This is a genomic window from Pontibacter chinhatensis (assembly GCF_900113285.1).
Classification (GTDB): domain Bacteria; phylum Bacteroidota; class Bacteroidia; order Cytophagales; family Hymenobacteraceae; genus Pontibacter; species Pontibacter chinhatensis.
The window spans coordinates 758113-779771 of the sequence record NZ_FOOT01000002.1 but is presented as its reverse complement, the minus strand read 5'-3'; the positions used below and the strand labels follow the sequence as shown (position 1 = coordinate 779771).

At 53.2% G+C, this 21659-nt stretch carries 21 protein-coding genes; 18 read left to right on the top strand and 3 right to left on the bottom strand.

The features are described 5' to 3' along the window. Nucleotides 1-91: 91 nt before the first annotated feature. Nucleotides 92-325 carry a hypothetical protein gene (locus tag BM040_RS08490; RefSeq protein WP_092100067.1) on the bottom strand — a complete coding sequence of 78 codons (234 nt, stop codon included), beginning with the start codon at nt 323-325 and terminating at the stop codon, nt 92-94. A 757-nt stretch (nt 326-1082) separates the two neighbouring features. Between BM040_RS08490 and BM040_RS08485 the strand changes: the two genes are divergently transcribed. From BM040_RS08485 to BM040_RS08415, 15 genes are all read left to right on the top strand, one after another. After that, nucleotides 1083-1616, top strand: coding sequence for a c-type cytochrome (locus BM040_RS08485; RefSeq protein WP_092100066.1), 534 nt, complete (start codon nt 1083-1085; stop codon nt 1614-1616). 34 nt (nt 1617-1650) lie between these two features. Beyond that, entirely contained in the window at nt 1651-3696 is a 2046-nt protein-coding gene (gene nosZ, locus BM040_RS08480; RefSeq protein WP_092100065.1) for a Sec-dependent nitrous-oxide reductase, read from the top strand. Between the two features lie 204 nt (nt 3697-3900). Beyond that, a complete protein-coding gene (locus tag BM040_RS08475) occupies nt 3901-4515 on the top strand; it encodes a hypothetical protein (protein WP_092100064.1) in 615 nt (204 codons plus the stop codon). Then, nucleotides 4512-4976, top strand: coding sequence for a nitrous oxide reductase accessory protein NosL (locus BM040_RS08470; protein ID WP_092100063.1), 465 nt, complete (start codon nt 4512-4514; stop codon nt 4974-4976). Before BM040_RS08475 ends, BM040_RS08470 begins: the two co-directional genes overlap by 4 nt. Continuing rightward, entirely contained in the window at nt 4960-6258 is a 1299-nt protein-coding gene (locus BM040_RS08465; RefSeq protein ID WP_092100062.1) for a nitrous oxide reductase family maturation protein NosD, read from the top strand. The genes BM040_RS08470 and BM040_RS08465 overlap by 17 nt, the downstream gene beginning before the upstream one ends. Further along, entirely contained in the window at nt 6221-6925 is a 705-nt protein-coding gene (locus tag BM040_RS08460; RefSeq protein WP_092100061.1) for an ABC transporter ATP-binding protein, read from the top strand. Before BM040_RS08465 ends, BM040_RS08460 begins: the two co-directional genes overlap by 38 nt. A 3-nt stretch (nt 6926-6928) precedes the next feature. Then, complete coding sequence (locus tag BM040_RS08455; RefSeq protein ID WP_092100060.1) at nt 6929-7696, top strand: ABC transporter permease subunit; 768 nt, start codon at nt 6929-6931, stop codon at nt 7694-7696. Between the two features lie 192 nt (nt 7697-7888). After that, a complete protein-coding gene (locus tag BM040_RS08450) occupies nt 7889-8425 on the top strand; it encodes a c-type cytochrome (protein WP_092100059.1) in 537 nt (178 codons plus the stop codon). A 29-nt stretch (nt 8426-8454) separates the two neighbouring features. After that, complete coding sequence (gene nosZ, locus BM040_RS08445) at nt 8455-10494, top strand: Sec-dependent nitrous-oxide reductase (RefSeq protein WP_092100058.1); 2040 nt, start codon at nt 8455-8457, stop codon at nt 10492-10494. A gap of 88 nt (nt 10495-10582) precedes the next feature. Continuing rightward, the gene (locus tag BM040_RS08440; protein ID WP_092100057.1) at nt 10583-11170 is read left to right on the top strand and encodes a hypothetical protein; all 588 of its coding nucleotides are present in this window, start codon (nt 10583-10585) and stop codon (nt 11168-11170) included. Nucleotides 11171-11184: 14 nt separating this feature from the next. Further along, complete coding sequence (locus BM040_RS08435; protein WP_092100056.1) at nt 11185-11649, top strand: nitrous oxide reductase accessory protein NosL; 465 nt, start codon at nt 11185-11187, stop codon at nt 11647-11649. Next, nucleotides 11633-12931, top strand: a complete 1299-nt coding sequence (nosD, locus tag BM040_RS08430) for a nitrous oxide reductase family maturation protein NosD (protein ID WP_092100055.1) — start codon at nt 11633-11635, stop codon at nt 12929-12931. Before BM040_RS08435 ends, nosD begins: the two co-directional genes overlap by 17 nt. Next, nucleotides 12894-13607, top strand: coding sequence for an ABC transporter ATP-binding protein (locus BM040_RS08425; RefSeq protein ID WP_092100054.1), 714 nt, complete (start codon nt 12894-12896; stop codon nt 13605-13607). The genes nosD and BM040_RS08425 overlap by 38 nt, the downstream gene beginning before the upstream one ends. Continuing rightward, nucleotides 13604-14371, top strand: a complete 768-nt coding sequence (locus BM040_RS08420) for an ABC transporter permease subunit (RefSeq protein WP_092100053.1) — start codon at nt 13604-13606, stop codon at nt 14369-14371. The genes BM040_RS08425 and BM040_RS08420 overlap by 4 nt, the downstream gene beginning before the upstream one ends. Nucleotides 14372-15424: 1053 nt before the next feature. Continuing rightward, nucleotides 15425-17245, top strand: coding sequence for a cytochrome c oxidase subunit I (locus tag BM040_RS08415; RefSeq protein ID WP_092100052.1), 1821 nt, complete (start codon nt 15425-15427; stop codon nt 17243-17245). Nucleotides 17246-17317: 72 nt separating this feature from the next. Here the strand turns inward: BM040_RS08415 and BM040_RS08410 are convergent, their stop codons facing one another. Beyond that, nucleotides 17318-18517 carry a proline dehydrogenase family protein gene (locus BM040_RS08410; protein ID WP_245756145.1) on the bottom strand — a complete coding sequence of 400 codons (1200 nt, stop codon included), beginning with the start codon at nt 18515-18517 and terminating at the stop codon, nt 17318-17320. A gap of 249 nt (nt 18518-18766) precedes the next feature. On the opposite strand from BM040_RS08410, the gene BM040_RS08405 reads away from it, so the two are divergent. Genes BM040_RS08405 through BM040_RS08395 form a run of 3 tightly spaced genes read left to right on the top strand, consistent with a single transcriptional unit; the run spans nt 18767 to nt 21202 of the window. Continuing rightward, nucleotides 18767-19399, top strand: a complete 633-nt coding sequence (locus BM040_RS08405; protein ID WP_092100051.1) for a thioredoxin family protein — start codon at nt 18767-18769, stop codon at nt 19397-19399. A gap of 28 nt (nt 19400-19427) precedes the next feature. Next, the gene (locus BM040_RS08400; protein WP_139217784.1) at nt 19428-19871 is read left to right on the top strand and encodes a hypothetical protein; all 444 of its coding nucleotides are present in this window, start codon (nt 19428-19430) and stop codon (nt 19869-19871) included. After that, the gene (locus BM040_RS08395; protein WP_092100049.1) at nt 19871-21202 is read left to right on the top strand and encodes a hypothetical protein; all 1332 of its coding nucleotides are present in this window, start codon (nt 19871-19873) and stop codon (nt 21200-21202) included. The genes BM040_RS08400 and BM040_RS08395 overlap by 1 nt, the downstream gene beginning before the upstream one ends. A 35-nt stretch (nt 21203-21237) precedes the next feature. On the opposite strand, the gene BM040_RS08390 is transcribed toward BM040_RS08395, so the two are convergent. After that, nucleotides 21238-21657, bottom strand: coding sequence for a hypothetical protein (locus tag BM040_RS08390; protein ID WP_092100048.1), 420 nt, complete (start codon nt 21655-21657; stop codon nt 21238-21240). Between the last annotated feature and the right edge of the window lie 2 nt (nt 21658-21659).

The window sequence follows — 21659 nt, the reverse complement described above, 5'->3', positions numbered from 1 at the left end:
AAACAGCGGTAGCCAAATAAACAGGCCCGCCGGTGCATAAGCGCCGGCGGGCCTGTTTATTTATAAGTATAACGAATGCAAATTCCGCCTGTTACTGCCTATCATTCATAGAATCATTTGACACGGTGTCTACGTCAAGTCGCTCGTTAGAGGCCGAGTCAAGGTCGAGCTGCGGCGAGATCTCTTCTCCTGCACCAATCTCCACATTCTCATCTACCGCTGTGCTTCCTGCTGCTGCGTCTTCGGAGCCAGTGGTTCTGTTGTCTGCCGCGTCGCTGCAGGCAAACGCGATGGCGCCTAGTGCAATTAAAAATATCTTTTTCATAGTATAAATCAGGTTGTTTCAGGTTTATACTAACGCAGGGCCAGGCCGGTAAGTTATACTTTGTACTTCTCTATAGGCTGATGCTGATGTAGTTACAAAGGAAAAGTATAAACTGAAGCCCGTGTTTGGCGCAACCAGGAAAGTCTATAAACAGACAGTGAGCGTTCCACAACAGGAGCTCCTGCCATCCAAAATACCTCCTGCTGAAGCAGGCGCGTCTCTTCCTGGAAAGTATAGGAGTGCCATTCCAGCGTTAGGCCGTGCCGCTATACTTTTCGCTGCTAGAATCCCGGCAATCCAGCCCTTTATACCTCTCCCTTAATACCTAACCAAGGCAATCAGGGCCTGAAACTGATAAAGATCATTAATAAAAGATATTAAAGTCTTTTATTTTGAAAGCCCCTGTTTCTACCTTTGAACAAGATTTAAGAGGAGCCGGAATTTCGCCGTTCACCCGTTTGAAATTGGCAGGAAGGGCTTGATAAACTGATAGTTATATGTGGTGACGAAAGGGTGATCTTTTAACCTGTAAGGGTGCCACATATTAAGGGTTAATCAGCCGGTAGAAGCGCAGCAGGTATTCGCTTGGAAAGGCAGCGAAGGCCTAAATCTAGCAGGTAAGCGGAAAAATAAAAAGTGACAAATGTCATATATAAAAGAGATAAACATCTTTTATTTCAGAATAGACGACCAATACTTTTGTAGCAGAAAAAATCACAAATAAACTCTGAACACTACTTTATCAACTTTTAGAATCATGAAAAATAAAAGCAAGAACCTACGAGAAACGCTGGTCAGCAAATTTCTGAAGCCATTGCAACTGGGCGTGGTGGCTTTGATATCCGGTACTATACTTTTCAGCTGTTCTTCAGGCGAGGGAGACGCCAACGCCAGTGCGGGGCAGCAGGAAAGCGGCCTGGCCCACCAGACCGAGGCACCTGTTGAAGACGACGGCAAAGGCATTGGCCCTGTAACCTCAGTTGAAGTGGGCGAAGGCATAGACGAAGCGCTGGCGACATCCGGTAAGGCGATTTTTGAGGGCAAGTGCTCTGCCTGCCACCAGTTGAGCGACCAGAAAATAGTAGGCCCTGGCCTGGCGGGAGTAACGCAGAACCGCAAGCCGGAATGGGTGATGAACATGATCATCAACCCCGAGGAGATGACCAAGAAAGACCCGACTGCTAAGAAACTGCTGGCCGAGCACTTAACCCAGATGACAAACCAGAACGTGAACGAGCAGGATGCCAGAGCTATTCTGGAGTTTCTGAGACAGAACGACCAAAACATCTAATAGAAACACACACATCTACACAAACCATACTTTTATGGAAACTCTGATCAATAAATTTAAAAAAGCAGCCCCCAAGGCCGCCCTGCTGATGGCAGTGGCAGCTGGCTCCGCGCTACAGGGGTGTAGCAACACGGATGGCCGCAATGCCGGCTCTACCGCAGAAGGGGTAGCATCCGACGCAGCCTCCGCGGTGTATGTGGCTCCAGGCAAGCACGACGAGTTATACTCCTTCCTGTCTGGCGGCTTTAACGGACAAGTGTCTGTTTACGGCCTTCCTTCCGGCCGACTGCTCAAAATCATCCCGGTGTTTACGCAGCACGGCGAGAACGGCTACGGCTACAGCGAGGAGTCCAAGGCGATGCTGATGACCTCTCACGGCTTTGTGCCATGGGACGATTTGCACCACCCCAAGCTGTCGCGCACCGATGGGATGACAGACGGCCGCTGGCTGTTTGTGAACGGTAACAACACCCCGCGTGTGGCCCGCATCGACCTGACCACTTTTGAGACAGTAGAGGTGATGGAGTTGCCAAACTCTGCCGGTAACCACTGCTCTCCGTACCCCACCAACAACAACGAGTACGTGATTGCCGGTACCCGCTTCTCTGTTCCGCTGGACATGAAAGGTGGCACAAACGACGTGAGCCTGGACAAGTATGAGGAAGAGTTCCGCGGTTCTATCTCCTTTATTAAGGTAGACAAGGACAAAGGCGACATGGACCTGGACTTCCAAATCCTGGTGCCTGGCTTCGACTACGACCTGGCAAACGGCGGAAAGGGCCCGTCTGAGGACTGGGTGTTCTTTACCACCTATAACACCGAGAAAGCCGGTACGCTGAAAGAGGTAGGTGCCTCTCAGAACGACCGCGACTACCTGGCCGCAGTAAACTGGAAATTAGCCGCTAAGTATGCCGCAGAAGGCAAAGCCCGCGAAATGCCAGCCAACTACTACCACAACAAAATGGACAAGGACACGCACATCGCCAAATCCACGGTGAAGAAGAAAGTGCGCTACCTGCTGCCGGAAGAGTGCCCTGGCATGATGTACCTGCTGCCTGCTCCTAAGTCTCCGCACGGTATCGACGTGGACCCATCAGGTGAGTACATGGTGGTGAGCGGTAAACTGGCCTCTGCTATTCCGGTGTTCTCTTTCGCCATGATGCAGGATGCCATCAAGAACAAGAAATTCGACGGTGAGAAAAACGGTATCCCGGTGCTGCAGTACGAGTCGGTGCTGAAAGGCGAAGTGAAAGAGCCAGGCCTGGGACCATTGCACACCGAGTTCGACGGCAAAGGCAACGCCTATACTTCCATGTTCGTGTCTTCTGAGATTGTGAAATGGAAACTGAACGACCTGAGCGTGGTGGACAGAATGCCGGTATACTACTCCGTTGGCCACTTGATGATTCCGGGTGGTGATACCAAAGAGCCGCATGGCAAGTACCTGGTAGCGATGAACAAAATCACCAAAGATCGTTACCTGCCAACCGGACCTGAACTGGCACACTCTGCGCAGCTGATTGATATCAGTGGCGAGAAAATGAAGATGCTCCTTGACTTCCCGACCGTGGCGGAACCGCACTACGCGCAGGCCATCCCAGCCGAGAAAGTAGCGCCAAACAGCGTGAAGTTCTACAAGCTGGACGAGAACAAGCATCCGCATGCCGTGAAGAAAGAAGCCGACGTGAGTGTGGTGCGTGAGAGCAAGAACAGAGTGCGCGTGAAGATGACCGCCATCCGAAGCCACATGACCCCGGACAACATCGAAGGCATACAGGTAGGTGACACGGTATACTTCCACGTGACCAACCTGGAGCAAGACTGGGACGTGCCTCACGGCTTCGCGGTAATGGGAGCTAACAACGCCGAGACCCTCATCATGCCAGGTGCCACACAAACCCTGACATGGGTGCCGAAGAAAACCGGTGTGTTCCCATTCTACTGTACCGACTTCTGCTCTGCGCTGCACCAGGAAATGCAAGGTTACATCCGGGTATCTCCTAAAGGTTCCGATGTTCCGATTTCCTTCTCCACAGGCAAGAAGAAACAGAACATACCAGGAGTAGCATCAGCTCAATAATGTGCTAACTGGGTACATCAGCGGAGGTTACCCAGCGTAATCTCCGCTGATTTTTTAACACGAGTTGCGATTTATACTTCAGCAAGGCAGGCATCTTCCTGAGTTCTCGGACGACAAAGGGATAGGGGAGGCGGAAAGCTGAAGCAGACGAGTACAACGGGCTCCTGACGCAACCTATCTTTTAATCATCTAACATAAGGAAGGATGAAAATTTACCAAAAAGTGCTGATGATTGTGGCAGCATTATCCCTCGGCCTCCTGTTCGTTTTCCCGATGTGGAAAATCTACCTGAAGGCGCCACAATACCCCGAAGGGCTGGAACTGCACATCTGGGTGAACAAGCTGGGCGGCAGCTCCGAAAGCGTGCTGCAGAACTTCAATATCCTCAACCACTACATCGGCATGGAGCCTATCCACGCCGAGTCGTTTGCCGAGCTTAAGTTTATGCCTTACATCGTGATTGCCTTTATGGTGACCGGTGTGCTGGTGGGGCTGATTGGCAGGAGGAAATTAGTGCTGGGTTGGTCAGCTATGCTGATGGTGGCTGGTGCTGCAGGTATACTTGACTTCTACCTGTGGCTGGTAAAGTTTGGCACCAACCTAGACCCCAAGGCAGCCATCAAAGTGCCGGGCATGACCTACATTCCGCCGCTGCTGGGCAACAAACAACTGCTGAACTTTGAGGCCCTGTCGCTGCCGGCACTGGGTAGCCTGGGCATCTTCCTGGCCATCTCCCTGTCATTGGTGGTGTATTACTTCAGCCTGAAAAATAAAACTGTAACCCGGGATATAAGCTCCGGAAAAGTACTGGTACGATGAACATAAGAAATTTATACTTCTGCAGCCTTGCCCTGCTTCTGCTTGTGCTGGCGGGGTGTGCTGCGGAGCCACAACCCATCCCTTACGGACAGGCTAACTGCGCTCACTGCAACATGACCGTGGCTGATAACCGCTACGGCGCCGAGCTGGTGAACGACAAAGGCAAGCCCTACTTCTTCGACTCGGCAGAGTGCCTGATGGCCTATGTGAGCGAGCAGCCCGAGCAGGGCGAGAAAGCGGCCTTCCTGCTGGTGACAGACTTTACCAGACCTAACGAACTGATAAGTGCCCAGGATGCGCGCTTTCTGCAGGCCAAGGCCCTGCCCAGCCCCATGGGTATGTACTTAACAGCTGTAGCCGATGAGGCTGCCGCTACTAAAATGCAACAGGAAATAGGGGGGCGTGTGCTCACCTGGAACGAGGCGGTTTCGGCCGTAGAGAACAATGAAAGACCCGACTAAACAAATATTTATACTTGCCTACGTGCTGGCCCTGATGCTCGGCAGTCAGGCAGCCTTTGGCACCACCCTGAAAGTATGCCCCACCTGCCCCTATACTTCGGTAAAGGAAGCCGTAGCCGCCGCAAAGCCCGGCGAGACAGTGCTGGTGGAAGGGGGCACTTACCAGGAACATGGCATAGAAATCAACAAGCCGCTGACCCTGCTGGGCCGCAACAACCCGGTTATCGACGGCAACTTTAAAGGCCAAATCCTCACCATCACATCAGACAATGTAACGGTGGAGGGGCTGACGCTGCAGAACATCGCCACGAGCTACCGTCAGGACGACGCTGCCATCCGGGTGGTGCAGCGCAGCAACGTCCGCATCCTCAACAACACCATCCTGCACACCTACTTTGGCATTTACCTGCAGAATTCAGACAACTGCGTAATAAAGGGAAATGTGGTAGCGGGGCAGGACGTCACCGGAAAAAACGAATCGGCGCTGGGCAATGCCATACACCTGTGGTACTGCGATAAGGCCGTAATCAGCAATAACAGGGTAAGTGGCCACCGCGACGGCATTTACCTGGAGTTTGTAAAGGACAGCGAGGTGAAAGACAACCTGAGCGAGCATAACCTGCGCTACGGGCTACACTTCATGTTCTCCGACAGGAACACCTACACCCACAACACCTTCCGAAAAAACGGAGCCGGTGTGGCCGTGATGTACACCCGCGACATCCGCATGGAATACAACACTTTTGAGGATAACTGGGGCGCGGCAGCGTACGGCTTGCTGCTGAAAGACATCAGCAACAGCGTTATCCATAACAATACCTTCCGCCGCAACACCACAGGCATTTATATGGAGAGCTCCAGCCGCCTGGATTTGCAGCGAAACGATTTTGACCGCAATGGTTGGGCCGTGCGCCTGCTGAGCAGCTGCACCGACGATGTGTTTAAGTTTAACAACTTCACCGGCAACTCCTTTGACGTGAGCACCAACGGTGACTCGCAGCTCAACCGTTTTGAAAATAACTACTGGGACAAGTACACTGGCTACGACCTGGATAAAGACCGGGTAGGCGATGTGCCCTACCGGCCGGTGAGCTTGTACTCCATGCTGGTGGAGCGCGTACCGCCATCGGTCATATTTATGCGCAGCTTTATGGTAGACCTGCTGGACAGCATCGAGAAAGTGCTGCCAAGCTTTATACCTGAGAACCTGGTGGATGAGCAACCCTTAATGAAGAAGATAGAACATGATAACGATAGAAAACTTGCGCAAGTCCTACGGTAAGCTACAGGTGCTGAAAGACCTGAACGTAAGCTTCGGGCCAGGCAAGGTAGTATCCGTTATTGGCCCGAACGGGGCCGGTAAAACAACCATGGGCAAGTGTATACTTGGCATGGTGCTGCCGGACGGCGGCGATATAAAACTTGACGGGCAGAGCGTGCTGGGCAAACATGCCTACCGCAGCCAGATTGGGTACATGCCCCAGATTGGCCGCTACCCCGAGAACATGAAAATCCGGCAGGTGATCGAAATGATTCGCGATATCCGCAAGGACGCCAAGGAGGTGGACGAAGAACTAATCGGGCTATATAACCTGAAAAGTATGTACGATAAGCGCATGGGGGCCTTGTCGGGCGGTACGAAGCAGAAGGTGAGCGCCGCGCTGGCCTTTATGTTCAACCCGCGCATCCTTATACTAGACGAGCCCACTGCCGGCCTGGACCCCATCGCAGCTGAAATACTCAAGAGCAAAATTCTGAAGGAGAAGAAGCGGGGCAAGCTCATTCTCATCACCTCCCACATCATGAGCGAGATAGAGGAGGTGGCTGACGAGGTGATGTGCCTGATGGACGGGCAACTCAAATTCCACGAAACAATTGCAGGTATAAAAGCCCAGGCAAACGAAGAGCGACTGGGCCGGGCTATCGCCAAAATAATGGAGGAGGACTAAGCCATGAACAAGATTATTAAATACGTATTCTACGACATTATCCGGAACAAAATTGTACTGGCTTACACCTTGTTCCTATTGTTGCTCTCCTTCGGGTTGTTTAACCTGGGCGGCAGCCCCGACAAGGCTATACTTAGCCTGCTGAACCTGGTGCTGCTCACTGTGCCGCTGATAAGCATCGTGTTTGCCACCACCCACTTCTACAACTCTTATGAGTTTATGGAACTGCTGGTGGCACAGCCCATCAACCGCAAGAAAATATTCATGAGCGAGTACCTGGGCGTGGCATGTTCTTTATCAGGTGCCTTCATACTTGGGGTAGGTGTGCCCATGCTGATTTTCGGGGCAAGTATTACCGGTTTATACTTGCTGCTCACAGGCGTGTTCATCACCTTTATTTTTGTGGCGCTGGCCTTTCTGGCCTCGGTTATTACCCGGGATAAGGCCAAGGGTATTGGTATCGCGCTGCTGCTGTGGTTCTACTTTGCGCTCATCTACGACGGTATCGTGCTGATTATACTTTACGCCTTCGCCGATTACCCGCTGGAAAGCGCCACCCTGGCCATGACGGCTCTCAACCCGGTGGATCTAGGACGCATCATTGTGCTGCTGAACCTGGACGTGTCGGCGCTGATGGGCTACACTGGTGCACTCTATAAAAGTATACTGGGCAGCCTGTGGGGTATAGGACTGGCTTTCGGGTTAATGCTGGTGTGGGCAGTGGTGCCTTTGGCCAGCTCGGGCAGGATATTCAGTAAACGGGATTTGTAGCAATATTACTGATATCTGCCTGTTCATAAGTTAATTACGTGTTTTGGTGTTTAAACGCGCAGTCTGGTAAGGCTGCGCGTTTTTCGTTTCATGGCTCGTTCGTAAAAGTTCGATTTGCACTGTAATTATAACAGTTAAGATTCCGTGCCGTACATGTCCGTGTAAAGCTGTTTAAACAAAACTCGCAATATCATGGCAAAACCAACAAGAACCTTAAACAAAATGATGGCAGATGCACTTCTGAAACCCCTGCGCTTTGGAATGGCGCTGTTATGCTGCGCGGCGGTGCTTACCAGCTGCTCCGGAGATGGCGAAAACAAGGCAACCGAGGAAGGATCAGCGCAACAAGGGGAGACCGTAGCCGAGGAAATTGAGGATGATGGCAAGGGCATTGGCCCTGTGTCTACAGTAGAAGTGGGAGACCAGATAGATGAGGCGCTAGCCGCAGAAGGCAAGACCATTTTTGAGGGCAAGTGCTCTGCCTGCCACCAGCTAACAGATCAGAAAATAGTGGGCCCCGGACTGCTGGGCGTAACCGAAAAACGAAAGCCAGAGTGGATCATGAACATGGTGATAAACCCGGAGGAGATGACGAAAAAAGACCCGACTGCTAAAAAACTGCTGGCCGAGCACTTAACCCAAATGACGAACCAGGATATCTCAGAGAAAGATGCGAGAGCCATTCTGGAGTTTTTAAGGCAAAATGATTTAGAAAACCTGAACAAGTAGATCGCATTCATACCATAAACCATATTCTTATGAGAGCACTCGCGAATAAACTAACTAATCTGAGGTCCGGATTTGGCCTGCCCTTGGCCTTACTAACCGGTGTGGTTCTGCAGAGTTGTGGTGGGGATAAAGCTGGGAGCAGTCAGGCAAGCGGGGTGGCAGAGGATGCCGCAGCCGCAGTCTATGTGCCGCCAGGACAGCACGATGAATTATACTCTTTTCTGTCTGGGGGCTTTAACGGACAGGTGTCGGTTTACGGCATTCCGTCAGGCAGGCTGCTGAAGGTAATTCCGGTGTTTACCCAGCAAGCAGAGAACGGCTACGGCTACAACGAGGAGACCAAGCCCATGCTGATGACCTCGCACGGCTTTGTGCCCTGGGACGACCTGCACCACCCCAAGCTGTCGCGCACCGATGGCATGGCCGATGGCCGCTGGCTGTTTGCAAACGGCAACAACACCCCGCGCGTGGCCCGCGTCGACCTGAAAACCTTTGAGACAGTGGAGATCATGGAGATTCCGAACTCTGCCGGTAACCACTGCTCGCCGTACCCTACCAACAACAACGAGTACATCCTGGCCGGTACCCGCTTCTCAGTTCCGATCGATATGGAAAAAGGGGGTATGGGGGACGCCAGCCTGGATGAGTATGAAGAGAAGTTCCGCGGCTCTATTTCCTTTATCAAGGTAGACAAGGATAACGGCGACATGGAGCTGGACTTCCAGGTGCTGGTGCCCGGCTTCGACTACGACCTGGCAAACGGTGGCAAAGGCCCGTCTGAGGACTGGGTGTTCTTTACAACCTACAATACCGAGCGGGCCGGTACGCTGAAAGAGCTTGGCGCTTCCCAGAACGACAAGGATTACCTGGCCGCCATCAACTGGAAACTGGCTGCCAAGTATGCCGCGGAGGGTAAAGCCCACGAAATGCCGGCCAACTATTATCACAACAAGCTGGACCACGGCACCCACACGGCAAAGTCAACCATTAAAAAGACGGTGCGCTACCTGTTGCCAGAAGAGTGCCCGGGCATGATGTACCTGATTCCGGCCCCTAAATCCCCGCACGGTATCGACGTGGACCCCACCGGTGAGTACATGGTGGTAAACGGCAAGCTGGCCTCCTCGCTGCCTGTGTTCTCTTTCTCTAAAATGCAGAAGGCCATCGAAAACAAGGACTTCGACGGCGAAGTGAACGGTATTCCGGTGTTTAAGTATGAGTCCGTGCTTTATGGCGAAGTAAAGGAGCCGGGCCTGGGGCCATTGCACACCGAGTTTGATAACAAGGGCAACGGCTACTCTACCATGTTCGTGTCGTCGGAGGTGGTGAAGTGGAACGTGAAAGACCTGAAAGTGCTGGACAGGATGCCGGTATACTACTCCCCGGGGCACCTGATGATTCCGGGCGGCGATACCAAGGATCCGTATGGCAAGTATATGGTGGTGATGAACAAGATCACCAAAGACCGCTACCTGCCCACAGGCCCTGAATTGCTGCACTCTGCACAGCTGATCGATATCAGCGGCGACAAGATGCGGATGCTGCTCGACTTCCCGACACTGGCTGAACCGCATTACGCACAGGCTATCGTTGCTGATAAAGTGGCTCCGAACAGCGTGAAGTTCTATAAGCTGGACGAAAACACGCACCCCGAGGCTGTTAAGTCGGAGAAAGACGTGAAGGTGACGCGCCAGGGCAGAACCGTGAAAGTGAACATGACCTCCATCAGAAGCCACTTTGCCCCGGATAACATCGAGGGGGTACAGGTAGGCGACACGGTTATCTTCCATGTGACCAACCTGGAACAGGACTGGGACGTGCCGCACGGTTTTGCCGTAATGGGAGCCAATAACGCCGAAACCCTTATCATGCCAGGCGCCACGCAGTCGCTCAGGTGGGTGCCTAAGCAGGCGGGCGTGTATCCGTTCTACTGCACCGACTTCTGCTCTGCGCTGCACCAGGAGATGCAGGGCTACGTCAGGGTATCGCCAAGGGGCTCTAACGTGCCGATTAAGTTCTCCACCGGCAAGCCGAAACCAGTACCTCCAGCACAAGCATCCGTAAATTAACCTGAGTCTTGTGCGGCATGGCAGCGGAGTTTGTCCTTTAGCAGGCTCCGCTGTCTTTTTATGCGTTTCACTTTTGACAGACAATAGGATGAGCGTATACCTGAGAGTAATCATGATAGCGGCAGCGCTGTCGCTGGGGCTGTTGTTCCTGTTTCCGATGTGGAAGATCTACCTGCAGGCGCCCCAGTACCCGGAAGGGCTGGAACTGCACATCTGGGTAAACAAGCTCGGTGGAAGTTCGGAGAGCGTGCTGCAGAACTTCAACATTCTCAACCACTACATCGGGATGGAAAAAATCCACCCGGACTCTTTCGCTGAGCTCAGGTACATGCCCTACATCGTGATTGCTTTTATGGTAACAGGTGTACTGGTGGGGCTGCTGGGAAACCGGAAGCTGGTGCTGGTATGGGTGCTGCTGCTGGCCGTTGCCGGAGCCGTCGGCATCCTGGACTTTTACCTGTGGCTCTACAAGTTCGGCACCAACCTGGATCCCACAGCACCTATTAAGGTGCCCGGCATGACGTATATTCCGCCGCTGTTTGGCAGCAAGCAGTTACTTAACTTTCATGCACTCTCGCTGCCCTCATGGGGCGCCCTGGGTATATTCCTGGGACTTGTATTGGGTGGATTAGTCTATATCTTAAGTAAGAAATCAGTAAAACCACAACTAGCATAGTAACCCTTACCCTTATGAGAAAACACGTGATGTATATTTTTAGCCTGCTGGCTACACTGCTCCTGCTGGCAGCCTGCTCGGTAGAGCCCAAGCCTATACCTTACGGAGAAGCCAACTGTGCCCACTGCAACATGACGGTGGCCGACAACCGCTACGGCGCCGAACTTGTAAACGACAAAGGCAAGGCCATCTACTTTGATTCGGCAGAGTGCCTCGCTGCCTTAGTGAACGAACAGCCAGAGCAAGAGGAGAAGGCTGCTTTCCTGCTGGTGACAGACTATACTAACCCTAACCAACTGGTAGAGGTGAAGGAGGCATATTTTCTGCAAAGCCGCGAGATGCCAAGCCCCATGGGTATGTTTTTGACCGCAGTGGCCGACAAGGCAACTGCAGAACAGCTGCATCAGGAGCACGGCGGCCGCCTGCTCGACTGGAACCAGGTAGTTTTAGCCGTAAAGAATAATGAGAAACTCGACTAAGCAAATCTTCATACTTGCCTACATACTGGCCCTGACGCTAGGCAGCCAGGTAGCCCTTGGCAACAACACCCTGAACGTATGCAAAACCTGCCCTTATACTTCGGTAAAAGAGGCCGTAGCAAAAGCTGCCGCCGGCGACACCATTGTAGTGGATGGCGGCACTTACCAGGAACACGGCATAGAGATTAACAAACCTTTGGCCATACTTGGCCGCAACAACCCTGTTATCGACAGCAACTTTAAGGGACAGATACTCACGGTGCTGTCCGATAATGTAACCATCCAGGGACTGACGCTGCAGAACATCGCCACCAGCTACCGGCACGACGATGCTGCCATCCGGGTGGTGCAGCGCAGCAACGTCCGCATCCTCAACAACACCATCCTGAACACCTACTTTGGCATTTACCTGCAATACTCCGAGGGGATTGTAGTGAAGGACAATGTGGTGAAAGGCGAGAAAGGTGACAAAGCAGAATCGTCGTTGGGCAATGCCATCCATGTGTACCGCACCGACGAGGTAGAGATAACCGGCAATACCGTGCAGGGGCACCGCGACGGCATCTACCTGGAGGTGGTGAAGGACAGCGAGGTACACCACAACACCAGCCAGGAGAACCAGCGCTACGGCCTGCACTTTATGTTCTCCAACGGCAATAACTATACTTACAACACCTTCCGGCACAACGGGGCCGGCGTGGCCGTGATGTATACTGATAAGGTGCACATGGAGCACAATACCTTTGAGAACAACTGGGGGGCGGCCTCCTACGGCCTGCTGCTCAAGGATATCCGCGACAGCGTGATCCGGAACAACATCTTCCGCCGCAACACCACGGGCATCTACATGGAGAGCTCCAGCCGCCTGGACATGCAGCACAACAACTTCGAGCGGAACGGCTGGGCCATCAAGCTGCTTACCTCCAGTATAGACAACACCCTCAAACTGAATAATTTTACCGGCAACTCCTTTGATATTAGCACCAACGGGCCCAGTCAGCTAAACCACGTAGAAAATAACTACTGGGAAAAGTACACTGGTTACGACCTGGACAAGGATGGGGTGGGGGATGTACCCTACCGGCCGGTGAGCCTGTTTTCGATGCTGGTGGAGCGCGTGCCGCCATCGGTTATGTTTATGCGCAGCTTTATGGTAGACCTGCTCGATAACATGGAGAAGGTGCTGCCCAGCATTATCCCGGAAAACCTGGTGGATGAAAAACCCTTAATGAGTAGAGTGAAACATGATAGCGATAGAAAACTTACACAAGTCGTACGGTAAACTGCAGGTGCTCCGGAACGTGAGCGTCGAGTTTAGTCCCGGGAAAGTCGTTTCCATTATCGGCCCGAACGGTGCGGGCAAAACCACCCTGAGCAAATGCATCCTGGGCATGGTGCTGCCCGACAGCGGCGAAATTAAGATTGACGGGCAGAGCGTGCTGGGCAAACATGCCTACCGCAGCCAGATCGGGTACATGCCCCAGATCGGCCGCTACCCCGAGAACATGAAAATCCGGCAGGTGATCGAGATGATCCGCGACATCCGCAAGGATGCCAAGGAAGTGGACGAAGAACTGATCGGACTATACTCGCTGAAGGAGATTGATGAGAAACGCATGGGCGCTTTGTCAGGCGGTACCAAGCAGAAGGTGAGCGCGGCGCTGGCCTTTATGTTTAACCCGCGCATCCTTATCCTCGATGAGCCCACCGCCGGCCTGGATCCTATCGCCGCTGAAATCCTCAAGAGCAAAATTCTCAAGGAGAAGAAGCGGGGCAAGCTCATCCTCATCACCTCCCACATCATGAGCGAGATTGAGGAGGTGGCCGATGAAGTGCTTTGCCTGGTGGACGGAAGTATAAAGTTCTACGAAACCATTCCCGACCTGAAAGCGCACACCCAGGAAGAACGCCTGAGCCGCGCCGTTGCCAAAATCATGAACGAAGGATATCACCCATGAACAAGATCATTAAATACGTGCTGCTCGACATCATCAAGAGCAAGATCATCATCGCCTATACGTTGTTTTTGCTGTTGCTCTCCATCGGGTTGTTTAACCTCGGCGGCAGTCCCGACAAAGGGATACTCAGCCTGCTAAACCTGGTGCTGCTCACCGTGCCGCTCATCAGCATCGTGTTTGCCACCACGCATTTTTACAACTCCTACGAGTTTATGGAACTGCTGGTGTCGCAACCCATTAACCGCACCAAGATTTTCATGAGCGAGTACCTGGCCGTAGCGCTATCGCTTTCAGTGGCCTTCCTGGTGGGAGTGGGCATTCCGGTGGCTGTTTTTGGCGCGGGGCTTACTGGTTTTTACCTGGTGCTCACGGGCGTGTTCATCACCTTTATTTTTGTGGCGATGGCTTTTCTGGCCTCCGTTATTACCCGGGATAAGGCCAAGGGCATTGGTATTGCCTTGATGCTGTGGTTCTACTTTGCGCTCATCTACGACGGCATCGTGCTGTTTATACTTTACGCCTTCGGGGATTATCCGCTGGAGTACGCCACGCTGGCCATGACGGTTCTTAACCCGGTGGATTTGGGCCGCATCATCGTGCTGCTGAACCTGGACGTGTCGGCGCTGATGGGTTATACCGGCGCCTTGTACAAGAGCATCTTCGGAAGTGTGTGGGGCATTACTGCTGCATTCGGCCTGCTGCTGCTCTGGGCGCTCATACCCGTGCTCAGCTCCCGCAGGATTTTCTCCAGAAGGGATTTGTAGTATTTGGCTAGAGCCACATAGTAGGAATCTTTAGAAGAGCGTAAGTATAAGTGGCTTACGCTCTTTTTTATACTTATACTTCGCCTGTACTTAATACTTAAGCAAATGGCTCCTGTTCGCCACGAAGTTCCTGATTTATACTTTGGCTATACTTGCTGATTTAAACTTTATACTTTCGCTGGCTCAAGTCTTCAGCCCCCCGCTGCCGCGAGTTTGTAACTCGCGCCTACAATGGTGTTGGGTTTGTAACCCAACTGGCTCGAAGAGCCATACTTACTCTGGCTATACTTTATACTTGCTGCTATACTTTCCTAGCCGCCGCTTCCTGCAACTGGAACCAAGCTATTCTTACTAGCTGCCGTTCATCCTCTAGTTCCTACCAACCTATCGTTTCATTTATACTTTCTGCTCTCAAGCCCGAGAGGGCTCGCCTTCGGGCATCGCGCTGTCTACATTTCCTTTGCTCCTGACGTCGCAATGCCCTTGACGGGCACCGAAAATCTAGAAGGCGCTCAACCCAAAGGCTGGGAAGCAGTTCGATAGCCCCTGCCCCTGCTGTCATCTCGACCTTTGGGAGAGATCTGTTTAGAATTCCAAATAGATCTCTCGCGCAGCTCGAGATGACAGAGTAAATGGTAAGTATAAATTCCCCTCTTGGGAGGGGCTAGGGGTGGGTTTATACTTGGTAGTGACCTGTCTGCACAAGAACAGAAGCTATGAAACTTATACTTATGCCAATCTAATGACAGACTCCCCGCCTTAGAAAAGGAGGGGTTAGGGGTGGTTGGACCCGGTACTGCTAAGTTCTTTTCCGAGAGGGGGCCGGTGATAAAAGTTAATCGCCACTTATACTTTCTCCCTAAACTTTATCTGGTAACACCAGGCACAGCAGACTACATTTACAGACTAAAAACACACTTAGTTAAACTTTAAGTATAAAAAATACATCTTTTATAGCACTGACATAGTATGTATGGGGTAGCAGTAATTCCGCACAATGCTGCAGCATAACAGTTTGTAGAGAAATGTTGCATCACCTAACCCTCTTCGTCTATGGCCACTACTGATATTACCACCAGCGGGGTGCATCCTGTGCATGAGGAGCACGAACAGCACGAGCAGAATTTCATAGAAAAGTACGTTTTCAGCCAGGATCACAAGACTATTGCCAAGCAGTACCTGATGACAGGTATCTTCTGGGCCTTTATTGGCAGCTTCCTGTCGGTGCTCTTCCGCCTGCAATTGGGCTGGCCGGAGGCTACCTTCTCCTTCCTGGAGCCTATTCTGGGAGGCTGGATAGAAAACGGGAAGATCAATCCTGAATTCTACCTGGCGCTGGTAACCATGCACGGCACCATCATGGTGTTCTTCGTGCTGACGGCGGGCCTGAGTGGCACGTTCAGTAACCTGCTTATCCCACTGCAGATTGGGGCCCGCGACATGGCCTCCGGCTTTATGAACATGCTTTCTTACTGGCTCTTTTTCGTATCTAGTTTGATCATGTTCTGGTCGCTGTTTCTGGATACTGGCCCCGCCGCCGGCGGCTGGACTGTGTATCCGCCCTTAAGTGTGCTGCCCGAGGCCATACAGGGCTCAGCGGCTGGCATGACGATGTGGCTGATTGCAATGGCCTTTTTTATTGCCTCCACACTCCTGGGCGGCATCAACTATATCACCACCGTTATCAACCTCAGAACCAAGGGTATGTCGATGAGCAGGCTGCCGCTTACCGTGTGGGCGCTCTTTTTTACAGCCATTGTGGGTCTCCTATCGTTCCCGGTGCTACTGTCGGCTGCCATTCTGCTAATCTTCGACCGCAGTTTCGGCACCAGCTTCTTCCTTTCCGATATCTACATTGCCGGTGAGGCGCTGGTCAACTCGGGTGGTAGCCCTATTCTGTTCCAGCACCTGTTCTGGTTCCTGGGGCATCCCGAAGTATACATCGTTATTCTGCCGACCTTTGGTATCACCTCCGAGGTAATCGCCACGAACTCCCGCAAACCTATCTTCGGGTACCGCGCCATGATCGGCTCCTTGATTGGCATCTCCGTGCTGTCGATTGTGGTATGGGCGCACCATATGTTCGTGTCGGGCATGAACCCGTTCCTGGGCTCTGTGTTCATGTTCCTGACCCTGATAATTGCCGTGCCGTCGGCGGTAAAGGTGTTTAACTGGCTGGCTACGCTTTGGAGGGGCAATATCCGGTTCACCACGGCCATGCTCTTTGCCATCGGCTTTGTGTCGATCTTTATCTCTGGAGGATTAACGGGAATTATACTGGGTAACTCCTCGCTCGATATTCAGCTGCACGACACCTACTTTGTGGTGGCGCATTTCCATATGGTGATGGGCGCGGCGGCGTTTTTTGGCATGTTCTGCGGCGTATACCATTGGTTTCCGAAAATGTTTGGGCGGATGATGGATGAGAAGCTCGGTTACCTGCACTTCTGGTTCACCTTTCTGGCGGTTTACCTGGTGTTCCTGCCGATGCACTACGTTGGTATTGCGGGCTTCCCGAGGCGTTACTATAACTGGACAGGTTTTGAGACATTCAACATCTTCACCGATCTGAACACCTTCATCAGCATAGCGGCCATTTTCGGTTTCTTTGCGCAGTTCATCTTCCTGTTCAACTTTTTGTACAGCATCTGGCGCGGCCGCAGGGCCAGCGCTAACCCCTGGCACTCCAACACGCTGGAGTGGACCACCCCGGTGAATCCGGGCCATGGCAACTGGCCGGGGCCGCTGCCTGTGGTGTACCGCTGGCCTTACGATTACAGCAAGCCCGGCGCGCCGGAGGATTATATCCCCCAGACGGTGCCCTATGCAGAAACGGCTTCCTCTAACCTGCCCCACGACCGGGACGAGGATTAAGGAGCAATTCAACTTAGAAATAGCAGCGCCAAAGTATAACCTATACTTTGGCGCTGCTGCTTTAGGTAGTGGCTACAGCTTGCGCCTTTTTATTTCCTGCTGCAACAGGCTTAACTCGCGGCCCATTTGCCCGGCAATGGAGGTGTTTTCCTCTGCCCTGCGGATAAGGTAAGGCAAAGCCGTCGCTACCTCGCCGTAAGGAAGGTACTTGGAGGCGTTATAGCCCGCGGCGGCCAGGTTGTAGGTCAGGTTATCACTCATGCCGTAGAGCTGCGAGAAGTGGATGCGGTGGCGGTACGGGCGAATGCTATCCTCCTGAATGCGGCTGGTCAGGTAGCTGGTGCTCTGCTCGTTGTGCGTGGCGGCGCAAAACTCCACCCGGTGCAGGTGCTCCAGGCAGATGTCGATAGCCTGGTTAAAGCTCTTGTCTGTGTCGGATTTGCGTGTGAAGACAGGGCAGGGGTAGCCTTGTTGTTTGGCGCGCAGTTGCTCCTTCTCCAGGTAGGCACCCCGCACGATTTTGATGCCCACTATAACCGGCTCACCCTCGAAGCGGCGCAGGCACGACTTGAGGTAGTCGATGCGGTCGGTGCGGTACATTTGCAGCGTGTTGAACACCACCGCCCGCTTCGTGTTGTAGCGGCGCATCATTTCCTCGGCCAGTTCGTCCATCGGGTTTTGCAGCCAGCTTTCCTCCGCGTCCAGGTACACCGTAATATTTGCCTCGGTGGCAGCCTGGCAAATATCGTCCAGCCTTTGTTGTGTTCTGGCAAAGTCGGCTTGCTCTTCCGGGGTCAACTCCTGCCGCAGGTGCAGCTTCCTAAAGATGTTGCTGGAGCCGATGCCCGTCAGTTTCACGCTGATAAGGGAAAAGCTTTTTGTTTCGCGGCCGATGATAATGTTTTGCAGCACTTCATCCCGTACCATGTCGAAGCCGGCCTCGGTGCTTTGCGCCTCGGCGGCATAGTCGAGCACCGTTTGGATGCGGGCTGCGGCCAGTTTCTGCACCACCTGTTGGGCCTCCTGCACGGTTTCGCCCCCGCAGAAGTGCTTGTAGATGGTGTTGCGGATAAGGCCCTTCACCGGCAGCTTCAGTTTCAGGGCGAGCTGGGCCGCCGCACCGCCGGCTGCTACCAGGGCAGGCTTGCCCATCATACCAAAGAGCCAATAGGCCAGCTTTATCTCTTTATCGGTTTTGTTGCAGAACGTTACCTGCAGGTTATTCGGGTCGAAAGTGCCCGCTAGTTTCGGGGAGGCTGTTGCGTTCTCCATATTTTCAAAAATAAAATCGTGAAGTATCGGGTAAGCGCCCACCCGCAAACGTGCAGGAAGGCACTGAACCGGATGGAAAGGTCGTCAATAAAGCGGGGATACTGCATGAGTAGGGTCAGTGGCAGCAATGACTTGCATCATTGCACAGGACTAGGGTATAATAGGGTTGCTGGAGTCGTCCAGAAGTGATGTTTATCATTTTATGAATGAAGGGGTTAGGCTAAGTTTGTAGAGACAACCTTGCAAAAGATGGATACCCTAGAAATAAACCTCCCCGAGCTGGTAAACCCGATGACCTACGAGCAGTACAGGGCCCTGAGCGACGAGTTGGTGGCACAGAACAAAACCACCGGCTCGGAGCAGAGCGAGCATCGCATCAGCTTCACCAAACTGAACCAGCAACGCATGAAGCGCGTGGAAAAGCAGTTTGTGCTGCAGCCTGCCCTGCAAGAGCTGTTAGCGCAAAACCAACGCGACTGGAAATGGCTGGTGCTGGTGGAGGCCTGGTGCGGCGACGGCGCCCAGATACTGCCCGCTATTGCCGCTATCGCAGCCGCGTCGCCAAGCATTGAGCTGGTGGTGCTGCTCCGCGATGCAAACCCCGCCCTGATGGACACTTGCCTGACCAACGGCAGTCGTTCTATTCCGAAACTGATTTGTGTGGATGCCAAAACCGGCGAGCGCGTGTTTACCTGGGGCCCGCGCCCAACGGCTATCCAGGCGCAGGTAAAGCAACTGAAAGCAGAGAAACCTGAAATTCAGCACGACGAATTGGTGCAGCAGGTACAGCTGTGGTATGCCAAGGACCACAGCCAGTCGTTGCAGCAGGATATGGTGCAGTTGCTGCAGGAGGCGCTGCAGACGCAGGGTGCCGAAGTATAAATCAGAAGTATAAATAAACAATATGATAATGAGACCTATACTTATATTTGTAGCGGCCGCGATGCTGCTGTTTTCCTGCTCGCATGAGCATAAAACCGGCGAGGCAGGCCACCACGACGGGCACGCGGCCCATACCGAACTTGCCTTGAACAACGGGGAGCGCTGGCAGGCCGATGAGGCTACTAACGACAATATTGCCCAGTTGCAACAGCTGATGGAGGAGCACCTGAGCCAGCCAGATGCCGATGAGCCGGAGGCGGTGTACGAACTAGGGCGCAACATGCAGCTGGGTTTTCAGGAGGTATTTGACGAATGCCGCATGAAAGGCCCCGAACACGACATGCTGCACGTATACCTGATGCCGATGCTAGAGGACGTGAAGGCGCTTGAGTCTAGCAGGGTGGAGGACGCCCTTGCCGCCCGCGACCGCCTGGCCGAGCAGCTGGAGGCGTATCAGATATACTTTAAATAATGCCCGAAACCGGAGAAATAGCTACAGAAAGTATAAACCGCTGGCGGTTGCCGCTGCTCTCGGCGCTGCTGGGCCTGGTAGTCATAGCACTGCTGGGCCTGCTGCTGCGCGGGATGCTGGTGGCGCCTGTAACGGGGCTCAATTACAAGTACCTGCTGCACGCCCACTCGCATGCGGCGCTGCTGGGCTGGCTGTACCCGGTGCTCTTTATCGCGCTGCTGCACGCCTACTTTCCGCCGGAGGTACGGAATAAAAAAGTATACTTCCGGCAGTTCTGGCTCTCGCAGGGGGCGGTGCTGGGGATGCTGCTGAGTTTTCCGGTGCAGGGCTACGGGGCTGTTTCCATCACCTTCTCTACGGCCCACATCCTGCTGAGCTATTGGTTTATACTTCGGTTCTGGAAAGATGCCAGGGCGCAACGTATAAATGGCGGGGTGCACGGGCTCTCGTTCCGGTTTATCAAGGCGGCGCTGTTCTTTCTGGCGCTCTCTTCGCTGGGGCCCTGGGCGATGGGACCGATTATGGCTACCGGGCACAGCGGCACAGCCCTCTACTACAACGCCATCTACTTTTACCTGCACTTCCTCTACAACGGCTGGTTTACCTTCGCGGTGCTGGGGCTGCTGTTCTGGCTCCTCGAAAAGTATAACATCGGCTTCAGCCAAAAGTATGGCCTGTTGTTCTTCCGCCTGATGTTCTGGGCCTGTCTGCCGGCCTACCTGCTGTCGGTGCTGTGGGTAAAACCGGGTGCCATAGTATACTTTGTAGGCGGGTTAGCGGCGCTGGCGCAGGTACTCGCGCTTGGCCTGCTGCTCGGGTTACTATGGTCGGTGCGTGCACGGATCTATACTTTATTTAGTGGCTGGGGGAGAGCGCTAGTTATACTTGCTGGCACGGCCTTTATACTTAAAACGCTGATGCAGTTCTCCACGGCTTTCCCGTACATGGCCGACCTGGCCTATAACCTGCGTTACTTCATTATCGGTTACCTGCACCTGGTGCTCATCGGGTTTGTGAGCTTTTTCATGTTTGCCTGGCTGGCGCAGCAGGGTTGGATTAGCTTTAGCCGAAGTATAAGCCGGTGGGGGATGGGCCTGTTTATACTTGCCTTTATCGTTACCGAGGCGCTGCTTTTCGGGCAGGGTGTATACTTGTGGGGTGGTCTGGGTGCTATTCCAAAGTATAACGAGCTGCTCTTCGGGGTAAGTGTCTTTTTGCCACTAGGCGCGTTGCTGTTTTTTATCTCTCAGGTAATGTATAAGCCACATCCTGTCCTGCAGGTAGGCGAGCGGATGGAGCCTTACCTGACTGCCAGGCAGCGTCAAGCCTGATGTATAGCTTTTATACTTTCAAACGGTTGGTGTAACTAGAGCAGGTTCATCCCAAAGACAATGAGGGTGGCTACTTTTATCACCTCCATGCCCAAGTAATAGAAGTGCAGGGCCGATGCCTGCAGCGCAGCGCCCGATATAGCGGCCTCTGCCCGTTTGTTCATGGCCGGGAGCAGCCAGCTGGTTTGCAGCACCAATAGCAGGAGCGGAACGAGCAGTAAGTATGAGCTATCAAATGAAAAGCCGTTCCCCAAGACGAGCAGTAGCACGCACACTATCCCTAAGCTCCACTCCACCTTATTAAGCCCGCTGAAGATTAACCGGCCGATGCTCAGGCCCACGGGGCGGGTTACCCCCGGCGCCCGGAACTTGAGCCAGGCCTCCATAAAGCTGATGGCGCTCACAAATCCCGCCCAAAGAAAAACACTCAGAATCAGATAGGGGCTGTAGTGCATGG

What these genes read in the sequence shown, in the direction of transcription:
- nosD (WP_092100055.1), top strand. Translation starts at nt 11,633, where the DNA reads ATGAGAAACTCGACTAAGCAAATCTTCATACTTGCCTACATACTGGCC.
- BM040_RS08485 (WP_092100066.1), top strand. Translation starts at nt 1,083, where the DNA reads ATGAAAAATAAAAGCAAGAACCTACGAGAAACGCTGGTCAGCAAATTT.
- BM040_RS08435 (WP_092100056.1), top strand. Translation starts at nt 11,185, where the DNA reads ATGAGAAAACACGTGATGTATATTTTTAGCCTGCTGGCTACACTGCTC.
- BM040_RS08425 (WP_092100054.1), top strand. Translation starts at nt 12,894, where the DNA reads ATGATAGCGATAGAAAACTTACACAAGTCGTACGGTAAACTGCAGGTG.
- BM040_RS08475 (WP_092100064.1), top strand. Translation starts at nt 3,901, where the DNA reads ATGAAAATTTACCAAAAAGTGCTGATGATTGTGGCAGCATTATCCCTC.
- BM040_RS08420 (WP_092100053.1), top strand. Translation starts at nt 13,604, where the DNA reads ATGAACAAGATCATTAAATACGTGCTGCTCGACATCATCAAGAGCAAG.
- BM040_RS08415 (WP_092100052.1), top strand. Translation starts at nt 15,425, where the DNA reads ATGGCCACTACTGATATTACCACCAGCGGGGTGCATCCTGTGCATGAG.
- BM040_RS08460 (WP_092100061.1), top strand. Translation starts at nt 6,221, where the DNA reads ATGATAACGATAGAAAACTTGCGCAAGTCCTACGGTAAGCTACAGGTG.
- BM040_RS08455 (WP_092100060.1), top strand. Translation starts at nt 6,929, where the DNA reads ATGAACAAGATTATTAAATACGTATTCTACGACATTATCCGGAACAAA.
- BM040_RS08450 (WP_092100059.1), top strand. Translation starts at nt 7,889, where the DNA reads ATGGCAAAACCAACAAGAACCTTAAACAAAATGATGGCAGATGCACTT.
- nosZ (WP_092100058.1), top strand. Translation starts at nt 8,455, where the DNA reads ATGAGAGCACTCGCGAATAAACTAACTAATCTGAGGTCCGGATTTGGC.
- BM040_RS08395 (WP_092100049.1), top strand. Translation starts at nt 19,871, where the DNA reads ATGCCCGAAACCGGAGAAATAGCTACAGAAAGTATAAACCGCTGGCGG.
- BM040_RS08405 (WP_092100051.1), top strand. Translation starts at nt 18,767, where the DNA reads ATGGATACCCTAGAAATAAACCTCCCCGAGCTGGTAAACCCGATGACC.
- BM040_RS08440 (WP_092100057.1), top strand. Translation starts at nt 10,583, where the DNA reads ATGAGCGTATACCTGAGAGTAATCATGATAGCGGCAGCGCTGTCGCTG.
- nosZ (WP_092100065.1), top strand. Translation starts at nt 1,651, where the DNA reads ATGGAAACTCTGATCAATAAATTTAAAAAAGCAGCCCCCAAGGCCGCC.
- BM040_RS08490 (WP_092100067.1), bottom strand. Translation starts at nt 325, where the DNA reads ATGAAAAAGATATTTTTAATTGCACTAGGCGCCATCGCGTTTGCCTGC.
- BM040_RS08410 (WP_245756145.1), bottom strand. Translation starts at nt 18,517, where the DNA reads ATGGAGAACGCAACAGCCTCCCCGAAACTAGCGGGCACTTTCGACCCG.
- BM040_RS08465 (WP_092100062.1), top strand. Translation starts at nt 4,960, where the DNA reads ATGAAAGACCCGACTAAACAAATATTTATACTTGCCTACGTGCTGGCC.
- BM040_RS08390 (WP_092100048.1), bottom strand. Translation starts at nt 21,657, where the DNA reads ATGCACTACAGCCCCTATCTGATTCTGAGTGTTTTTCTTTGGGCGGGA.
- BM040_RS08400 (WP_139217784.1), top strand. Translation starts at nt 19,428, where the DNA reads ATGAGACCTATACTTATATTTGTAGCGGCCGCGATGCTGCTGTTTTCC.
- BM040_RS08470 (WP_092100063.1), top strand. Translation starts at nt 4,512, where the DNA reads ATGAACATAAGAAATTTATACTTCTGCAGCCTTGCCCTGCTTCTGCTT.